18 protein-coding genes are annotated in these 18504 nt (G+C 68.4%); 7 read left to right on the forward strand and 11 right to left on the reverse strand.

Annotated elements, in window-relative coordinates:
• The first annotated feature begins 22 nt into the window (after window positions 1-22).
• The 3 genes from Cte04_RS14525 to Cte04_RS14535 all read left to right on the forward strand — a co-directional run bounded on the left by Cte04_RS14525 (window position 23) and on the right by Cte04_RS14535 (window position 5725).
• A complete protein-coding gene (locus Cte04_RS14525) occupies window positions 23-3196 on the forward strand; it encodes an efflux RND transporter permease subunit (protein ID WP_066479226.1) in 3174 nt (1057 codons plus the stop codon).
• A complete protein-coding gene (locus Cte04_RS14530; RefSeq protein ID WP_066479237.1) occupies window positions 3193-4653 on the forward strand; it encodes an efflux transporter outer membrane subunit in 1461 nt (486 codons plus the stop codon). The genes Cte04_RS14525 and Cte04_RS14530 overlap by 4 nt, the downstream gene beginning before the upstream one ends.
• A gap of 220 nt (window positions 4654-4873) precedes the next feature.
• On the forward strand, window positions 4874-5725 hold the full coding sequence (locus Cte04_RS14535; RefSeq protein ID WP_066479247.1) for a MetQ/NlpA family ABC transporter substrate-binding protein: 852 nt from the start codon (window positions 4874-4876) through the stop codon (window positions 5723-5725).
• 9 nt (window positions 5726-5734) lie between these two features.
• On the opposite strand, the gene Cte04_RS14540 is transcribed toward Cte04_RS14535, so the two are convergent.
• The 9 genes from Cte04_RS14540 to Cte04_RS14580 form a co-directional block, all read right to left on the reverse strand.
• Window positions 5735-6964, reverse strand: coding sequence for a protein kinase domain-containing protein (locus tag Cte04_RS14540; RefSeq protein ID WP_066479250.1), 1230 nt, complete (start codon window positions 6962-6964; stop codon window positions 5735-5737).
• 32 nt (window positions 6965-6996) lie between these two features.
• Window positions 6997-7356 carry a copper-binding protein gene (locus Cte04_RS14545; protein ID WP_066479253.1) on the reverse strand — a complete coding sequence of 120 codons (360 nt, stop codon included), beginning with the start codon at window positions 7354-7356 and terminating at the stop codon, window positions 6997-6999.
• 27 nt (window positions 7357-7383) lie between these two features.
• A complete protein-coding gene (locus Cte04_RS14550) occupies window positions 7384-7902 on the reverse strand; it encodes a DUF411 domain-containing protein (protein WP_066479266.1) in 519 nt (172 codons plus the stop codon).
• Between the two features lie 25 nt (window positions 7903-7927).
• Complete coding sequence (locus Cte04_RS14555; RefSeq protein ID WP_066479268.1) at window positions 7928-8419, reverse strand: cupredoxin domain-containing protein; 492 nt, start codon at window positions 8417-8419, stop codon at window positions 7928-7930.
• Window positions 8420-8439: 20 nt separating this feature from the next.
• The gene (locus Cte04_RS14560) at window positions 8440-9822 is read right to left on the reverse strand and encodes a multicopper oxidase family protein (protein ID WP_066479271.1); all 1383 of its coding nucleotides are present in this window, start codon (window positions 9820-9822) and stop codon (window positions 8440-8442) included.
• A gap of 152 nt (window positions 9823-9974) precedes the next feature.
• Window positions 9975-11429 (reverse strand): TolC family protein, encoded by a 1455-nt coding sequence (locus Cte04_RS14565; protein WP_066479278.1) that lies wholly within the window; start codon window positions 11427-11429, stop codon window positions 9975-9977.
• The gene (locus Cte04_RS22015; RefSeq protein WP_066479282.1) at window positions 11426-11608 is read right to left on the reverse strand and encodes a hypothetical protein; all 183 of its coding nucleotides are present in this window, start codon (window positions 11606-11608) and stop codon (window positions 11426-11428) included. The genes Cte04_RS14565 and Cte04_RS22015 overlap by 4 nt, the downstream gene beginning before the upstream one ends.
• Before the next feature lie 293 nt (window positions 11609-11901).
• The gene (locus Cte04_RS14575) at window positions 11902-12312 is read right to left on the reverse strand and encodes a hypothetical protein (RefSeq protein WP_083526680.1); all 411 of its coding nucleotides are present in this window, start codon (window positions 12310-12312) and stop codon (window positions 11902-11904) included.
• A gap of 143 nt (window positions 12313-12455) precedes the next feature.
• On the reverse strand, window positions 12456-14585 hold the full coding sequence (locus Cte04_RS14580; protein WP_083526681.1) for a heavy metal translocating P-type ATPase: 2130 nt from the start codon (window positions 14583-14585) through the stop codon (window positions 12456-12458).
• A 39-nt stretch (window positions 14586-14624) separates the two neighbouring features.
• Between Cte04_RS14580 and Cte04_RS14585 the strand changes: the two genes are divergently transcribed.
• The 4 genes from Cte04_RS14585 (at window position 14625) to Cte04_RS14600 (ending at window position 17787) form a co-directional block, all read left to right on the forward strand.
• On the forward strand, window positions 14625-15101 hold the full coding sequence (locus tag Cte04_RS14585; RefSeq protein ID WP_066479303.1) for a MerR family transcriptional regulator: 477 nt from the start codon (window positions 14625-14627) through the stop codon (window positions 15099-15101).
• Window positions 15102-15176: 75 nt separating this feature from the next.
• Complete coding sequence (locus tag Cte04_RS14590) at window positions 15177-15980, forward strand: MlaE family ABC transporter permease (protein WP_066479306.1); 804 nt, start codon at window positions 15177-15179, stop codon at window positions 15978-15980.
• 65 nt (window positions 15981-16045) lie between these two features.
• Window positions 16046-17074: an MlaD family protein gene (locus tag Cte04_RS14595; protein ID WP_157082036.1), complete on the forward strand. Its 1029-nt coding sequence runs from the start codon at window positions 16046-16048 to the stop codon at window positions 17072-17074.
• Window positions 17071-17787, forward strand: coding sequence for a hypothetical protein (locus Cte04_RS14600; RefSeq protein ID WP_066479309.1), 717 nt, complete (start codon window positions 17071-17073; stop codon window positions 17785-17787). The genes Cte04_RS14595 and Cte04_RS14600 overlap by 4 nt, the downstream gene beginning before the upstream one ends.
• A gap of 108 nt (window positions 17788-17895) precedes the next feature.
• Here the strand turns inward: Cte04_RS14600 and Cte04_RS21775 are convergent, their stop codons facing one another.
• Together Cte04_RS21775 and Cte04_RS14605 are read right to left on the reverse strand one after the other, a co-directional pair.
• Window positions 17896-18057, reverse strand: coding sequence for a hypothetical protein (locus Cte04_RS21775; protein ID WP_169798054.1), 162 nt, complete (start codon window positions 18055-18057; stop codon window positions 17896-17898).
• Window positions 18058-18312: 255 nt separating this feature from the next.
• Window positions 18313-18504: porin (locus Cte04_RS14605; protein WP_157082038.1), on the reverse strand; the 192-nt coding region annotated here is incomplete at its 5' end.

The raw sequence follows: 18504 nt of genomic DNA on the forward strand, positions 1-18504 counted from the left end.
CAGATAGGGCAGGACAGCGCACATGGCTCAGTTTTTCATCAACCGGCCCATCTTTGCCTGGGTCATCGCCATCGTCATCATGTTGGCCGGGGCTTTGTCGATCTCCAAGCTGCCGCTGGAGCAGTATCCCGACATCGCCCCCCCGCGCGTGACGATTTCGGCGCAATACACGGGCGCCTCGGCCGAGACCGTCGAGAACTCGGTCACCCAGATCATCGAGCAGCAGATCAAGGGCATCGACAACATGCTCTACATGAGCTCGACCAGCAATGCGTCGGGCCAGGCCCGCATCACGCTGACCTTCGCGCCCGGCACGAATATCGACGTGGCCCAGGTGCAGGTGCAGAACAAGATCCAGGGGGCGCTCAACCGCCTGCCCGATTCCGTCAAGAGCCGCGGCGTGTTCATCAACAAGGGCGGCCAGGATTTCCTGGTCACCTACAGTTTCTACTCGCTCGATCCCGAGATGGACGAGGTGGACATCGGCGACTACATCAACAGCAACCTGGTCGATGTGATCGGCCGCATCGAAGGCGTGGGCGACATCAACGTCTTCGGCACCTTCTATGCGATGCGCATCTGGATGGACCCGGCCAAGATGGAGAAATACGGCCTGATGCCATCCGACATCGCGAATGCGCTCAATGCGCAGAATGCCCAGGTCTCGGCGGGCCAGCTGGGCGCGCTGCCGGCCGTGAGGAACCAGCAGCTCAACGCGACGATCACGGCGCGCACCAAGCTCAAGACGCCCGAACAGTTCGAGGCCATCGTGCTCAAGTCGGCCACCGACGGCTCGGTCGTGACCATCAGGGACGTGGCCCGCGTGGAGCTGGGGGCGGACAACCTGTCCATCCAGGCCAAGCTCAACGGCATGCGCGGCGCCGGCATGGGCATCATCCTGGCCGACGGCGCCAACGCCATGGCCGTCTCGGACGCCGTGGCCGCCAAGCTGGCCGAGCTCAAGCCGTACTTTCCGAACAAGATCGAGTATTTCGTGAGCTCCGACTCCACGCCCTTCGTGCGCGCCTCCATCCACGAGGTGGTCAGCGCGCTGGGCGAGGCCATGGTCCTGGTGGTGATCGTGATGTTCATCTTCCTGCAGAACCTGCGCGCCACGCTGATCCCCGCGATCGCCGTGCCCGTGGTGCTGCTGGGCACCTTCGGCGTGCTGTCGGCAGCCGGCTACTCCATCAACACGCTGACCATGTTCGCCATGGTGCTGGCCATCGGCCTGCTGGTGGACGATGCCATCGTGGTGGTCGAGAACGTGGAGCGCGTGATGCACGAGACCGGCAAGTCGGCCAAGGAGGCCACGCGCCAGTCCATGCGCGAGATCACGCCGGCGCTGGTGGGAATCGGCGTGACGCTGTCGGCCGTGTTCGTGCCCATGGCCTTCTTCGGCGGCTCCACGGGCGTGATCTACCGCCAGTTCTCCATCACCATCGTCGCGGCCATGGCGCTGTCGGTGTTCGTCGCGCTCACGCTCACGCCTGCGTTGTGCGCCAGCATCCTCAGGCCGCCCGCGGCCCAGGGCCATGGCCCGGCGCGCACGGGCCTGCTGGGCGTGAATGACCGCTTTTTTCGCTGGTTCAACCGCAACTTCGATGCCACGGCCGCGCGCTACCAGGGCTCGGTGGCCTATGTGCTGCGCCGCACCAAGCGCATGGCGCTGATCTTCCTGGCGGTCTGCGCGGCGGTTGCGCTGCTGATGCACCGCCTGCCGACCTCCTTCCTGCCCGACGAGGACCAGGGCTTTGTCTACGTCAACGTCAACCTGCCTTCGGGCGCGGCCGATGTGCGGCTGCAGGACGTGCTGGACCAGACGCGGGACTACCTGCTCAAGCAGCCCGAAGTCATCAGCTTCAACCAGGTCTCGGGCCTTAACGGCGACCAGAGCTCGGCGCGCGGCTTCGTGCGGCTCAAGCCCTGGGCCGAGCGGCCCCTGCCTTCGCAGTCGGCTGCGGCCCTGGCCCACCGCGCGACCAGGGACCTGGCCTCCATCCGCGATGCGCGCGTCTACGTGATGCAGCCGCCGGCGGTGCGCGGCCTGGGCGCCAACGCGGGCTTCAACTTCATGCTCAAGGATATCAACGGCATGGGCCATGCAGCCTTGCTGGCCGCCGCCAACTACGTGCAGGATGCCGCGCGCAAGCGCCCCGAGCTGACAGCCGTGCGCACCACCAACCTGGAGGATGCGACCGAGCTGCGTGTGGACATCGACGACCGCAAGGCCGGCGCCCTGGGTCTGTCGTACAGCGACATCAACAGCGTGCTGTCCAGCGCCATGGGCGGCACCTACGTCAACGACTTCCTGAACAACGGCCGCGTCAAGCGCGTCTACATCCAGGGCGATGCGCCGCACCGGATGCTGCCGCAGGACATCGCCAAGTGGACGGTGCGCAACAGCAAGGGCGAGATGGTGCCGTTCGGAGCCTTCTCGCGCTCGTACTGGGCCTACGGCTCGCCGCAGCTGGTGCGCTACAACGGCGCGCCGTCCTATGAGTTCATCGGCAGCGCCGCACCCGGCGTGAGTTCGGGCGTGGCCATGGCCGCGGTGGAGGACATCCTCAAGGCGCTGCCGGCCGGCATAGGCTACGAATGGACCGGCGCCTCGCTGCAGGAGCGCCAGTCGGGCGCGCAGGCGCCCATGCTCTACGCGATCTCCATCCTGTTCGTGTTCCTGTGCCTGGCGGCGCTGTATGAAAGCTGGACCGTGCCGCTGTCGGTGATGCTGGCCGTGCCGCTGGGCGTGGTCGGCGCGCTGCTGGCCACCTATCTGCGCGGGCTGACCAACGACGTGTACTTCCAGGTGGGCCTGCTGACCACGGTGGGCCTGGCCTCCAAGAACGCCATCCTGATCGTGGAGTTCGCCGTGCAGCTGCAGGAGCAGGGCAAGAGCGTGTTCGATGCCACGGTGGCCGCCGTGCGCCTGCGCCTGCGCCCGATCCTGATGACCTCGCTGGCCTTCGGCTTCGGCGTGATCCCGCTGGCCATAGGCACGGGCGCCGGTGCCGGCGGGCGCAATGCCATCGGCACGGCCGTGCTCGGCGGCATGGTGGCCTCCACCGTGCTGGGCATCTTCCTGGTGCCGGTGTTCTTCCTGCTGATCCGCAGCTGGTTCAAGAGCCGCTCGCGCCACGACGATGCGCAAGCCTCGCCGGCGGCACCGCATTCAACCCCGGAGAGCGCCGCATGATGCGCCCGATGATGAGAACCACGCTTCACGCCCTGCCGGCCGCCCTGGCTCTGCTATTGGCCGGCTGCAATCTGGCACCCACCTACCAGACGCCGCAGTTGCCGGTGCCCGAAACCGTCGGCACCGATGGCGCTCCCGCGCAGGCCGGCGAAGCCGGGCTGCAGCAGGCCGAAAGCCTGCAGTGGCTGCAGTCGCAGAAGCTGCGCCAGGTCGTGGCCCTGGCGCTCACGCACAACCGCGACCTGCGCGTGGCCGTCGAGAGCATCGAAAAGGCACGGGCCCAGTACGGCATCACGCGCGCCGACCTGCTGCCCGGCGTCAATGCCCAGGCCCAGGCCAACCGCGCACGCACGGCGGCCGACCTGAATGCCAGCGGCCGCTCCACGCTGGCCACGCAGTACACGGCCCAGCTGGGCTTTGCCAGCTACGAGCTGGACCTGTGGGGCCGCATCCGCAACCTCAGCGATGCGGCGCTGCAGCAGTTTCTGCAGAGCCAGGAGAACCGGCGCAACGTGCAGATCGGCCTGGTGGCCGATGTCGCCAACGCCTGGCTCACGCTGGCGGCCGACCAGGCCCGCCTGCAGCTGGCCAGGGACACGCTGGCCAGCCGCGTCAAGGCGCTGGAGCTGACGCAGCGCATGTACGAGATCGGCTCGACCTCGGGCCTGGTGCTGGCACAGAACCAGACCACGGTGGACACGGCCCGCGGCGACGTGGCCAGCTTCACCGCCCAGGTGGAGCGCGACCGCAATGCGCTGCAGCTGCTGGTGGGCGGGCCCGTGCCGGCCGATCTGCTGCCTGACGCCGGGACATTGGCCCGGACGCCGTCCGCCGGCGTGGCCGCGCTGCAGGCCGTGCCCGCGCCATTGCCCTCCAGCGTGCTGCTGCAGCGCCCCGACGTACAGGCCGCCGAACGCAATCTGCGCGCCATGAACGCCAATATCGGCGCGGCGCGTGCAGCCATGTTCCCCACCATCAGCCTCACGGCCAGCGTGGGCACGGGCAGCACCGACCTGGACCGCCTGTTCGGCGCCGGCAACGGCACCTGGAGCTTCGTCCCGCTGGTGCGGCTGCCCATTTTCGACGCGGGCCGCAACCGAGCCAACGTGCAGGTGGCGGAGAGCAACCAGCGCATTGCGCTGGCGCAATACGAGAAGGCCGTGCAGACGGCGTTCAAGGAAACCGCCGACGTGCTGGCCGACCGCGCGCAGTGGAACGAGCGCCTGGAGGCCCAGAACAGCATGGTCGAGCACACGCAGAAGGCCTACGACCTGTCGAATGCGCGCTTTCGCACGGGGGCCGACAACTACCTGACCGTGCTCGATGCCCAGCGCAGCCTTTATGCCGCGCAGCAGACGCTGATCGGCCTGCGCCTGTCCGAGCAGCTCAACCGCGTGACGCTGTGGAAGGTGCTGGGCGGCGCCGAGGGCACGGCGCAGCAGCCTGCTCCTCAATAAGGAGCGACCGGCGCTGATGGGGCAAGGGAAGCAGCTCATGCCGAGCAGGTGGTGCGGGAGCGGCGCAGGCCGGCGCGCTGCCTGCCGGCGGCTGCCCGGGACAGTGCTTATTCGTATTGCGGAATAAGCAGAGAGTTTTTTATTTGTTGGCAATTGGGCAGGCTATCGGGATACTGGCACATCCCGTTACGTTCCATCCGTTTCAAGAAAGCCAGCCTCCATGTTCCGTTCCGCCACCCGTTTCCTTGCTTGCGTAGACAACACCCGCCGCCAGGCGCTGGCCGTGGCCGCCCTGGCCGTGGCCGGCGCGTTTACCCTGCCCGCCATGGCCCAGGATGCCGCCAAGAAGCAGCTGGTGATCGGCGGCACGGCCGGCTCCAACATCGACCAGCTGCAGGCCGGCATCGTGCCGCTGCTGCAGAAGAAGGGCTACAAGGTCAAGCTGGTGGAATTCAACGACTATGTGCAACCCAACCTGGCGCTGGCCGACGGCTCGCTGGACGCCAACTTCTTCCAGCACGAGGTGTATTTCAACCAGTTCAAGGGCGACCGCAAGCTGGACCTGACCGCCCTGGTGCAGGGGCCCATCGCCCCCATGGGCGTGTATTCCAAGCAGCGCAAGTCGCTGGCCGAGCTCAAGGAAGGCGACCGCGTGGCCCTGCCCAACGACGCCAGCAATCTGGCGCGCGGCATTTTGCTGCTGCAGCAGGCCGGCCTGGTCAGGATCAAGGACGGCGTGAACCCGCTGCGCGTGTCGGAGCTGGACCTGGCTGCCAACCCGAAAAAAATCAAGCTGGTGCCGCTGGACGCGGCCCACCTGCCGCGCGCGCTCGACGATGCGCAGTACGCCATCATCAACGGCAACTTCGCCATCTCCTCGGGCCTGAAGCTCTCGGACTCCGTGCTGCTGGAAAAGACGCCCGAGCAATACCTGAACATCGTGGCCGTCAAGACCAAGGACAAGGACGCGCAGTGGGCCAGGGACCTGGCTGAGGCCTTCCGCTCCGCCGAATTCAAGGCCGTGGTGGACAGCAAGTTCGCCGGCTACGCCAAGCCGGCCTTTCTGCAGTAAGCAGGCCTGTCAGGGCCGGGAGGGCGTGGCGATCCTGGCCTGAACCTCCGCCTCCAGATGGCGCAGCGCCCGCAGCTCGATCTGCTGCAGCTGCGCCGCCTGCTTTTCCGGCAGTTCATGCAGCAGCGCGGCTGCGCCGAAGTCGCTGAGCACCATGTCGCCCGTGGCGGGGTTCCAGAGAACATTGTGGGCGTAGAGGTCGCCATGCAGCAGGCCGCGCCCATGCAGGTGGGCGACGGCGCCGCGCAGCCCGTCGAGCAGGCGCCGGGCGGCAGCAGGCGCGAAGCGCGCATCTGCGGCATAGACATCCCGCGTGCAGCTTTGCAGGCTGGGCGGCCCGGCCAGCGGCTGCATGGCGGACGCCAGCAGCGGCAAGGCCATGGCCAGCGCGCCGCCGGGGCAGCCGTGCACGGCGGCAAGCGGCGTCAGCAGCTGCGGGTGCCGGCCCGCGGACAGGCCGGCGGCCAGCTCGGACTGCGGCGTGCCGTCGCTGGTCTGCCCGGCCTTGAAGACCTTGAGCGCCATGGCCCGCTCCACGCCGCCGCGGAAATGGCTGGCGCGATGGATATGGCCGCTGGCGCCTTCGCCCAGCAGTTCATGCACTTGAAGGTCTTGATGGAAAAAGGCGTTTCCCTCATGTGAAGCAAGCGCAAGCTGCTCGCTTTTTTGCGTCATCGGGTTGCCGGCCAGGGCCAGCCAGGCCAGAGAGGGCAGCGCGAATACCACGGGCGGAACGGCCTCGAAGCGGTTGCCGGCAATGCGCAGCAGCTCCAGCCGCCCGCATTGCGCCAGGCTGCCGGGCAGCGTGTCCAGCCGGTTGCAGGCCAGCATCAGCTTTTGCAGGCGCGCGCGCTCGCCCAGGGCCGCAGGCAGGGCGCTGATGCGGTTGTCGGTGAGGATGAGCCAGCGCAGTCGCGGCGGCAGGCTGTCGGCGGACACATGCGTGATCCGGCAGGCCTTGAAGCCCACCATCTCCAGCTGCGGCATGCGGCCCAGCACGTGCGGCAGCTCGGTGAACGGATTGCCCGAGCCGAACAGGATGCGCAACCTGGAAAAGCGCGTGAAGTCATCGGGCAGGGCGGTGAGCCGGTTGCCCGAGAGATCCAGGCTTTCCAGCGTGCCGGCCAGTTCGTAAAGCGCGGGTGGAAAGCGGGTCAGTCCATCCGAGAGCCGGATATGGCGCGCGCCGGCCAGCTCGCCGCTGGCGAGCTGTGCATGAAGCTGGTCGAGTGTAAGCATGGGGCCCGCAGTCTACGCGCCTTCACCAGGCTCTAGGGATGGGCGGCCTTGTTGATATGCGTGATGCTCAGGGTGCCGCCGTCATCCTCGGCGTGGAACAGCACCTTGTCGCCGGCCTTGAAGTCCGCCGCCGCGCCGGGGTTCTTCAGCGCAAACACCATGGTCATGGCCGGCATGTCCAGATTCCGGATGTCCTCGTGGCGGATGGTGAGCTTGCCGCCGCGGGTGTCGACGCGCGTGATTTCGCCGGCCGTGAGCACGGTGTCCTGGCCGGCGGCGGCAGGCGTGGCGCCGTGGCCGGCATGGCTGGAATGGTCCTGGGCCGCGGCGGGCGCGGCCAGGGCGGCGCAAAGGCCCAGGGTTGCCACGAGAGAGAGCAGAGTGTGGTTCATGAGGTGTTCTCCGGTATCTGGGCGGGCTCAGCCGCGGTAGCTGGTGAAGACGCTGGTGGCTACATCGCTGTTCATCAGGCTCCTGGTGACCAGCAGCACGTCATACGGGTCCTTGCGGCCCCGGTATTCGGGGCCGTCCATGCCCGGGCTGCCCACAGGCATGCCGGGCACGGCCAGGCCCAGGGCCCTGGGCTTTTGCGCCAGCAGCCTGTGCACGTCGGCCGCCGGCACATGGCCTTCGAGCAGATAGCCTGCGACCAGGGCCGTATGGCAGGAGCCCAGGCGCTGCGGCAGGCCCAGCCTGGCGCGCACGGCGTTGTTGCCCGTGTCGTGCACGGTCACGGCAAAGCCGTTGGCCTCCATGTGGACAACCCAGTCCTTGCAGCAGCCGCAGTTCGGGTCTTTCCAGACCTCGACGGGTATCGGCTTGGCGGGCGTCACTGCCCAGAGGGCTGGGGTGGCCAGCGCGGCGCAGCCGGCGGCAATGCGGCCCAGCACGCGGCGGCGCCCGGCAGTGGCGATGGAGGGGAGTTGTGTATACGTCATGGAAAATCCTTGGTGGGAGTGGATATCAGGGTGTCACGGTGATGGTTCCGCGCATGCCGGCCTGGTAATGCCCGGGGATGAGGCAGGCAAAGTCGAATCGGCCCGCGCGGTTGAACGTCCAGACCAGGTCGCCGGCATGGCCGGGCGCCACATGGGCCATATGGGGCTCGGCATGCTCCATGGCGGGAAAGCGCTGCATCAGCCGTGCGTGCGCGTCCAGCGAGGCCGGTGTGCCGAGCACGATTTCGTGCATGGCCTGGCCCTTGTTCGCCACGCGCAGCCGCACGGTCTCGCCAAGCCGCACGCTGATGTGCGCCGGCGTGAAGCGCATGTCGTCGCCCATGTCCAGCGTGACGGTGCGCAGGGCGGGCTCGGCCTCACCCGCAATGCCCCAGGGCTTCTGTTCCCCGAGAGGTGTGGCGGCAGCGGTCCGTTCGTGAGGCAGGCTGCCGTGAGCGAGGGCCGCGGCCGGGCCGGCCAGCAGCGCTGCGGCGCAGACCAGGTGCAATGTTTTCATGGTGTGTTCCTTGCGCGGATTCAGTGATGTTCGTGGCCTGAGGCGGGCTTGCGCACGCCGGGCGCGCCTGGAGCCCGGCCGGGCGCCGTCTGGCGGGGGGCCGGTGGCGCCCCCCGTCCGTCGGCCGCGTATTCGTAGGCCACGGTGCCCGCGGGGTGCCGGTACCAGCCCGGGTCGCGGTAGTCGCTGGCGCCCAGGCCCTTGCGTACCTTGAGCGTGGTGAACATGCCGCCCATTTCCAGGCTGCCGAACGGGCCCTTGCCGCTCATCATCGGAAAGGTGTTGTCGGGCAGGGGCATCTGCATATTTCCCATGTCGGCCATGCCGCGCTCGCCCATGACCATGTAGTCGGGCACGATCTTCTGGATCTTCTGCACGAGGCCGCTATGGTCCAGGCCGATCATGGTGGGCACATCGTGGCCCATGGGGCCCATGGTGTGGTGGCTCTTGTGGCAGTGCAGGGCCCAGTCGCCCGCCTCGTCGGCCACGAATTCCATCTGCCGCATCTGGCCCACGGCCACGTCGGTGGTGACTTCGGGCCAGCGCGCGCCGGGGGGCACGGGGCCGCCGTCGGTGCCCGTGACCTCGAACTCGTGGCCGTGCAGGTGCACGGGGTGATTGGTCATGGTCAGGTTGCCCACGCGCATGCGCACCCGGTCGCCCTGCCGTGCCACCAGCGGACTGATGGCCGGGAAGGACCGGCTGTTGAAGGTCCAGATATTGAAGTCCGTCATCTCGTTGACGCGTGGCGTCATGGCGCCGGGCTCGACGGCGAACGAGCCCAGCAGCCAGGCGTAGTCGCGCTGCACCTCGGCGATCAGCGGGCTCTGCCCTTTGGGGTGGGTGATCCAAAGGCCCATCATGCCCATGGCCATCTGCACCATTTCGTCGGCATGCGGGTGGTACATGAAGGTGCCGGGCCGGCGCGCCGTGAATTCGTAGACGAAGGTCTTGCCGGGCGCGATATGCGGCTGGGTCAGGCCGCCCACGCCGTCCATGCCGTTCGGCAGGCGCTGGCCGTGCCAGTGCACCGTGGTGTGTTCGGGCAGGCGGTTGGTGACGAAGATGCGCACCCTGTCGCCCTCGACCACCTCGATGGTGGGGCCGGGGCTTTGCCCGTTGTAGCCCCACATGTTGATGGAAAAGCCCGGTGCCACCTCGCGCACCACGGGCTCGGCCACCAGATGGAATTCCTTGGTGCCATCCTTCATGCGCCAGGGCAGGGTCCAGCCGTTGAGGGTCACCACGGGGTGGTAGGGGCGGCCGTTGGGCGGCACCAGGGGCGGGGCGGTTTCGGCCGAGGACTGGCTCGCGGCTTCGGGCAGGGCCGCCATGGCCACGCGATTGACGGCCGTGGCGGCAACGGCGCCGGCTGCCGCTGTAAAAAAATTACGGCGTTGCATATCAGTCCTCCATGGCGCTTGGGCACCGTCCGCAGGTCATGAAACTGGCGGATCTCAAGCCAGGGACACCGAGGAAGGGCCGCCCCGCACCGAGGGTGTGGTCCCCCTTGCAGGGAGAAGCGGCAAAGCCGCTCAGGGGGTGATGTTTCATCTCAGTGGCTTTCATTGTTGGTGCTGGGGATGGATGCGGAAGCCTGCGGCGCGGGGGCACCTGGCGGTGTACCGGGGGATGTGCCGGTCAGGGCCAGCTGCAGATCGGTATCGGCCAGCCAGAAGTCGCGCTGCGCTTCGGTGGCCGCGGCCACGGCCCGGGTCGTGGCGCGGGCCTGGGCCAGCAGCTGCCAGACGCTGGCAAACATGCCGTTGTAGCGGTAGACGGTCTCTTCCTGGACCAGGCGGGCCAGGGGCAGGACCTCGGCCTGCTGCTGGTGGGCCAGGTCCCAGGCCGTGCGGTAGCGCAGCCAGCTGGTGCGGGCCTCGCTGCGGGCGGCGATGGCGTTTTCGCGCAGCAGGGCCGCGCTGCGCTCCATGCCGGCCCGGGCCTGGCCGCGCGCCGCGCCGCCCCAGTCGAACAGGGGGATGGGCAGCGCCACTTCCCAGCCATGCTTGCGGCTTTGCTCTCCGGTGGAGCGGTCCGTGCTGCGGTTGTGGGTGTAGGCCAGCCCGATGTCGCCGAACAGGGCGTTGACACCGGCCACGCCGTGCCGCTCGGCCATCACGTCCAGGTCGCGGCGCAGGGCGCGCAGGTCCAGGCGCTCGCGCAGCGCCGTGGCTTCGGCATCCTGGCCCTGGCGCAGCGCCTGGGCCCCGGGCAGGGCCGGCAGCTTTTCGGGCAGCTCGAAGCCCGCCTGCAGGCCCCACAGGCCCATGGAGCGCGCCAGGGTCTCATGCTCGATCTCGGCCGCCAGCCGGGCCCGGGCAAGGGCGGCGCTGGAGGCCTGCTGGGCGGCAATCTCCCGCGCCTGCTCCAGCTTGTTGAAGTTGCCGATGGCGCCCATGCGGCCGGCCAGTTCGGCGCCCAGGCTGGCGGCTTCGCTCATGCGCTCGTTGGCGGCCAGTACCTGGCGGGCCGCTACGGCGCGCAGCCAGGCCCGGCGCGTGTCGGCCGCCACGGTCAGCACCTGCTGCGCGGCGGTCAGCGTGGCCTGCTCCATCTGCCAGCCCTGCCAGCGTGTGCGCCAGGGAAGGGTGAGGATGTCGATCAGGCCGAAGCCCAGCTGGCGCTCCAGTTCCCGCTCGGAAGCGCTGGTGAAGCGCCCCAAGGTCAGGCTGGGGTTGACCAGGGTGAGCGCGCGCACGCGTTCGGCATCGCGTATGCCCAGCTCCGCCAGGCGTGCCTGCAGGCCCGGATTGTTGAGCAGGGCAATGCGTACGGCAGTGTCGGCATCGACTGGCTTTTCCAGCCATTGGGCGATCTGTGCCTGGGCCTCGGCCCGGGCTTGCGGATCGGTGCCGGGCAGACGACTGTCCGGGGGCAGGCGCTGTTCCAGGTGCCTGGCGACGGCACTGCGCTGGCCGTCGGCGGACAGGCTGGCGCAGCCGGCCAGCACCAGGGCGGCGGCCAGGGCGGCCAGCGGGCGTATGGAGGCCAAGGACTGCAATGTCATGGCTGCTCCTTGCGGTGCATCGAATGCTCCTGGGTCGGGGACGGAGTGGGCTGGGGCCTGCCCGCCTGGCTTTTTTCCCAGCGCACGATGTCGGCATGGCCGCGCGCAAAGCGGGCCACGGCGGCATTGGCGGCCTTCCAGTCGGCGTCGGCATTGAGGACTTTCCTGCCCGCCGCCATGGGTGAGGCGTCAAGCGGCCGTGTCGGCGCTGCCGGGTCGAGCAGGGAAGGAGGGGCCGATGGCGAAGAGGGCGGCTCGGCGGCGGCCGGCAGGGGCAGGCTTGCCGCGATGAGCGGGAGACAGTGAAGAAGCTGCGCAAAGCGCATGGCGTTTTCCTGAAAACATGAAAAAGATCACGTTCCGCGAGCAGCCTGCGGCCATGCCTGCTGTTAGGGGCCAGAATGGCCCTAAAGCAAGCAGTATCCAGCGTTGGTTGCTATGAAAATTGCGGACGCACCAAGGGTGTGTGCGTTCAGGGGATGGGGGGTTTGGTGGCCCGCGCGGGTGCCGCGCTGGCAAAGCGCGTGTCGGCCGTTGCGTTCAGGCCGGCTTCGGGGCCGAGGCCGGGCAGGCCCGGCAGGGCCGGGTGGGCCAGCGCCGAGTGGCAGATGCCGCAGGCGCTGCATGAATGGCCCAAATGGCCGGCGCAGCCCGGGCCGGAATCCGCATCGGCATTGCAGTGCTCCGCAGCCTGGGCTGTTTGCGCGTCCTCATGCAGGGCATGGCCGCCGGCGTGCATGCCATGCCCCGTGGGCATGTCGGTGGCCTGGGCAATGGCGGGGGGGGCATCATGCGGCGTGGCCAGGCCCATGGCCATGGCGTCGCCCAGCAGGCCGCGGGCGGCCAGCAGCAAAACCATGAAGAGGGCGAGAAAACGACGCATGGGCGCAATGATACTGGCAGAGAAGGGGGCAATGGCCTATGGCATTGATGCATTGCAAGCCAGGGACGGCCAGCGAAGGCCTGGGCGCGCCGCGCCGCCCCGAAGCAAAGGCCGTCGTTCCCTGCGGGAAGACGGACAGCGTCTCAGGGCGACCATTTTCTCAGGCGCAAGCCGTTGGCCACGACCAGCAGGCTCACGCCCATGTCGGCCAGCACGGCCAGCCACATGCTGGCATGGCCGCTGACGGCCAGCAGGAAAAAGGCCAGCTTGATGCCCAGCGCCAGGCCGATGTTCTGCCACAGCACGCCGTGGGAGCGCCGGGACAGGTCGACCACTTCGGGAATGCGGCGCAGGTCGTCGTTCATCAGCACCACGTCGGCGGTTTCCATGGCCATGCCGGTGGCATGCATGCCGCCCATGGCAAAGCCGATATCGGCCTGGGCCAGGGCCGGCGCATCGTTGATGCCGTCGCCCGTCATGGCCGTGGGGCCGATGTCGCGCTGCATCTGCGCCAGCGTGGCGAGCTTGTCCTCGGGCAGCATGTTGCCGCGCGCGTCGGCAATGCCCGCCTCGGCGGCCACGGTGCGCACGGTGGCGGTGTTGTCGCCGCTCAGCACCACGGGCTGGACGCCCAGGGCCTGCAGCCGGGCCACGGCCTCGCGGGCCTGGGGGCGCAGCGGATCGGCCACGGCAAACAGCGCCTGCACGCCCCGGCTGTCGGCCAGCAGCGTGACGGTGCGGCCCTGTTCTTCCTGCCGGATCAGCGCGGCCTTGAGGGCGGCATGCGCTCCGGCGGATTCATGGCCCCAGCCCTGTTCTTCCACCCAGCGCAGATTGGCCAGCGTCCAGGTCTCGCCCAGGATGCAGGCCTGCACGCCGCGTCCTGGCAGGGCCTGCAGCGACTGGGCTTCGTCGAAGTTGTGGCCGACCTGATCGGCCAGGCCTGCTGCAATGGCCCGGGAAACCGGGTGGTCCGAACGCGACGCCAGCGCATAGGCTCGCTGGGCCATGGTGTCCGCCGGGGCCTGGTTCCAGGCCTGCCAGTCCACCAGCCCGGGCGTGCCCGTGGTCAGCGTGCCGGTCTTGTCCAGGGCGATGGCCTTGAGCTGGCGGGCGCTTTCCAGCGCGCTGCCGCCCTTGATCAGGATGCCGCGCCGGGCCGCTGCCGTGAGCGCGCTGACCACGGTGACGGGCGTGGACAGCACCAGTGCGCAAGGGCAGGCGATGACCAGCAGGGCCAGTGCCTGGTAGGCGGCCTGCTGCCAGCTCCACTCCATGACCCAGGGCGCCAGCAGGCCCAGCGCCACGGCCAGCAGCAGCACGACGGGGGTGTAGACCTGGGCGAAGCGGTCCACGAAGCGCTGCGTGGGCGCCCTGGACGCCTGGGCCTGTTCCACTGCATGGACGATGCGCGCGATCAGGCTGTCGTTGGCGGGGGCCGTGACGCGCACATGCAGCTCGCCGTCCTGGTTGATGCTGCCGGCATACAGCGCGTCGCCAGGACCTTTGTGGGCCAGGGCGCTTTCGCCGGTGATGGGGGCCTGGTTGACCGAACTTTCGCCTGCGGTGATCTCGCCGTCCAGCGGCACGCGTGCGCCGGGCGCGATGCGCAGCACGGAGCCCAGCGGCACCTGGCTGGCGGCCGTGCGGCGGGTGCTGCCATCCTGCTGCAGCACATCGGCGGTTTCGGGCGCCAGCTGCAGCAGGCTGCGGATGGCCATGCGGGCCTTGTCCATGGCCTGGTCCTCGATGCGCTCGGCGGCGGCATACAGGGCCATGACCATGGCGGCCTCGGGCCACTGGCCGATGATGAAGGCGCCGGTGACGGCCACGGTCATCAATGCGTGGATGCCCAGGCGCAGGCGCAGCAGGTCGCGCAGGCCCGCCTTGTAGACGCCCAGGCCGGCCAGCGCGATGGCGACAACGGCCAGGCCCATGCCCAGGTAGTGGAGCAGGTCGGCATAGGCACTGCTGCCGTCGCCGCTCAACCAGTGGCAGGCCTCGGCGGCCAATGCGGCAGCCAGCGCCGCATAGATGCGCGGCCAGCCGGGCAGCACGCCGTGGTCGTGGCCGGCATGGTCGTCGCCTGCGGCGTGATCGTGCTCGTGGTCATGTTCCTCGTGGCCATGGCCGTGCGCAGGGGCGGTGGGTGCCGGCGCGATGCTGAACGGCGTGCAGCAGCCGGTGCCGCAGGAGGCGTCTTGCCCGGCAGGCACCGCGCGCGGCAGTGCGCCAGACAATGCACCGGAGGAGGTCGGGTGTTCTTGCTTCATGGCAGTATTGAAAACAATGAAGTCACTTCAAGGTCAAGCATGTCCGGCAAAGATCTCGCCGCACCGCGCTGGCGCATTGGCGAAGCCGCCAGGCGCTCGGGGGTGGCGGCCCCCAATATCCGCTACTACGAGCGCGAGCAGCTGCTCTCGCCCGGCGTGCGCGAGGACAACCAGTACCGCCTCTACAGCGACGCAGACCTGCACCGGCTGCGCTTCATCCGCCTGTGCCGTGCCATGGACATGTCGCTGGACGAAGTTCGCAGGCTGCTGGCGCTCGACGGTGCATGCAAGGCCGACTGCGTGGCCGCGCGAGAAACGCTGGACGCGCACCTCGAGCATGTGCGCGAGCGCCTCAAGGAGCTGCGCGCGCTGGAGCATGAGCTCGAACACCTGCGCAGCCAGTGCGACGGCACCGACAGCTACTGCCACATCATCGAGACCCTGCATGCCCAGGCCGACGAGCCGCTGCCCGAAGCCCTGCACGGCAATGCCGCCGCAGGCAAGCGCCATGTCTGACGGCCGGATGCCGGCCGCCGCGCATCCTGGTGGGTCCTCGGCTGCCGCGTTGGGGGCTGGCGCTATCATTTCAGCATGAGCTGGAGCGAGATCACCCTGCGCACGCCGGGCCGCATGTGGGCGTCCCTGGGCCGCCATGCGCTGGCCTGGTGGCGCAGCATCTATCTGGCGGCCGTGATGCTGGTGCTGGTGGCCTCTCCCTCCAGCTATGGCCACGGTGCGCGCACGCTGATGGCGCGGCAGATCTATGTGCAGACGGCCCCCGTCCTTGCCGGGTTCACCGCGCTGGCCGCCCTGTTGTGCGCGGTGATTGCGCGCATCGTGATCGTCACTGCACAAAGCTACGGGCTGTCGCGCTACGCGCTGGACCTGGTGGTTCGTGTCATGGTGATCGAGCTGATTCCGCTGACGGCTGCGCTGTTCGTGGCCATGCGCTGCACCATACCCGCCGGCGTGCAGGTGGTGCAGATGCGCGCCAGCGGCCAGCTGGCTGCATGGAAGGCTCGTGGGATCGATCCCATCCGCGCAGCCCTGGTACCGCGCGCGGCGGCCGGCGTGTTTGCGGCCATCACGCTGGCGGCGCTGAGCTGCGCGGTGGCGCTGGTCACCGTGTATCTCAGCGTCTACGGCTTCAGCCTGGCAGGCTTTGGCATCTACACGCGGGTGTTCGGGCAGGTGTTCACGCCGTCGCTGACGCTGGTGTTCGTGCTCAAGACTTGGTTTTTCAGCCTGACCGTGGCCATCATGCCCATGGCTTCGGCGCTGTACATGCCGCTGGCGCGTCGGCGCCAGGGCGGCGAGGAACTGGGCGGCTTCGCACGCATGTTTGCCGTGCTGCTGCTGATCGAGGTGATTTCCCTCATGGGCAACTATTACTGACGAGGACGGGATGACCCGAAACCAACGACATGGCCTGTGCTGCACAGGCGGGCTGGATGGCCGCAATGACGGACGCTAGGCCGGATAACCAGGCGGGCACCCGGTCGGATGCCCCGCTCGATGCCGGCCGGCACGACACGCCGGAGGAGCTGCTGGGCCTGAAGCCTGTCGCGCATCTGCGCGCCAAGGCGACGGCACTGCTGCTGTTCACGCTGGGCCTGATCCTGGCCGCCGTGCTGTATCTGCTGTATGCGCGCGGCGTGTTCGAGCCCACGGATCTGTTGGTGCTGACGGCCGACGACTCCCAGGGCGTGACTGCGGGCATGGACATGACCTTTTCCGGCTTTCCCATAGGCCGGGTGCGCAGGATAGAGCTGGCAGAGGACGGTTCGGTGCGCATACTGGTCGATGTGACCCGCAAGGACGCGCACTGGCTGCGCGAGTCCAGCGTGTTCACGCTGGTCAAGGGCATCGTGGGCGGCACCACCATCAAGGCCTACAGCGGCATCATGAGCGATCCGCCGCTGCCGCCGAACTCGGTACGCCCCGTGCTCAGCGGCGATGCCACGGCCGAGCTGCCGCAGATCCTCAACTTGGCCAAGGAAGTGCTGGCCAATGTGGCGCAGCTGACGGCCCAGGACTCGGCGCTGGGCGGCTCGCTGGCCGAGGTGCGCAAGCTGGCCGAACGCATGCAGGGTCAGGGCGGCATGCTGGGCGTGGCCCTGGGCAGCGACGAGGAGGCCAGGCGGGTGCTGGCGCTGGTGGAGCGCGCCAACACGGTGCTCACGCGCATGGACCGCATGGTGGCACGGGCCGACAGCCAGGTATTCGATGCCAACGGCGTCATGCCGCAGGTGCGCGCCACCGTGGAGCAGCTCAATGGCCTGCTGGCGGACACGCGCAAAACCCTGTCCAAGGTCGATGCCGTACTGGCCGAGGCCCAGGCCGTGGGCGCCAATGCCCGCGAGGCCACGGCGGATCTGGGTGCCTTGCGCGCCGAGGTGGAGAGCAATCTCATGCGCCTGGAGTCGGTGCTCAATGATCTGCAGCGCAAATGGCCTTTTGCGCACAAGCCGGAGCTCAAGCTGCCATGACGCATTCCATCAGGTTCCTGGAAAAATGCATTGCGGTCCATACCAGGTGTGTGCTGGCAGCTATCTCCTTTGTAGCGCTGGCCGGCTGCGGCAGCCAGCCGCCGGCGCCCGACTGGGCCATCGGCGCCGAAGCTGCGGCACAGAAGGCGTCCACCGCTTACCTCCAAGGCCAGCAGAGGGTGGAAGGCCTGCAGTGGCAAAAGGCCAGGGATGCCGTAGCCGGGACCGGGCGCCTGGACCTGGCGGCCCGCATGGAACTGATGCGCTGCGCAGCCCAGGTCGCCAGCCTGGAGTGGAACGGCTGTCCCGCCTACCAGTCACTTGCGCAGGACGCGGCTGTGCCCGAGCAGGCGTATGCCCGCTACCTGAATGCCGAGCCGCGTGCCGAGGATGTGGTGCTGCTGCCTCCGGATCAGCAGGCTGCGGCCCGGCATATCGTGGCCCGGGCCGGAAGGCCGCTGGCAGCGGAGGAGATGCGGCAACTGATCCCTGCGGGCGAGCCGCTGCCGCGCCTGCTGGCCGTGGCCGTGCTGTTGCGAGCGGGGCATGCCTCGCCCGAGCTGCTGCAGGCGGGAGTGGACATTGCGTCGGCCCAGGGCTGGCGGCGTGCGCTCATGGCCTGGCTGCTGCTGCAGGCCCAGGCGGCCGAACGCGCGGGAGATGCGGATGCCGCATCCCACATCCGGCGCCGGCTGGACTTGCTGCAAAAATGAAGGCTTGCCCAGGCACGCTATGGGACAGGATTCAAAAATAGCGCTTGCGGTAGAGCCGCTATGGCTTGCAGGTGTTTTTGGCCGGGAAGACCCAAGGGCACCCGGCCGTTACAGCACGGAATTCAGCGTGGCGGCGTCGGTGAGCAGGGTGTCGGCAGCGGAAGCGGCATGTTCCATCGACAGCAGGCTCAGAGCAGCAATCACGGCCAGCACGACCGTGACGGTGAATGCGATGACAGGATGGCGAAAGAATGCTTTGGAGCCGGGCATGATGCTCTCCTTTCTCTAGGCCGGAAAAGGAATGCCGTCGCAACCATGTCCTAGAAAAAGCAGCGCGGCACCCTCATTGCAGCATGGGCGCTTGCCTGCGGCTGTCGGAAAAGGCCACTCGCCTGTGACGTCAGCGTGTCGGGTTCCCGTCGGAAAAACGCGCTGCGGTTTTTCGTAGTTCTCCCCATTCCATAAAAAAAAGCGAGGACCAGGCCTCGCTCGGGTTATGTGCCGGATGGCGATCCGGCCAGGGCATCAGAAGCGGTGGCGGATGCCGGCGATCAGGCTGGTGCCTGTCTTGGGGCTGGCATCGCTCACGCGGTCGTACATCAGGGCGGTGTACACATCGGTGCGCTTGGACAGGAAGTGGTCGTAGCCCAGCGTTGCGGTGGTGCGGGTGGCCTCGGTGGCCGCTTCGTACTTGGTGCGGGCCACGGCCGCCTTGAT

The organism is Comamonas terrae, from assembly GCF_001544075.1.
Taxonomy (GTDB): Bacteria; Pseudomonadota; Gammaproteobacteria; order Burkholderiales; family Burkholderiaceae_C; genus Comamonas; species Comamonas terrae.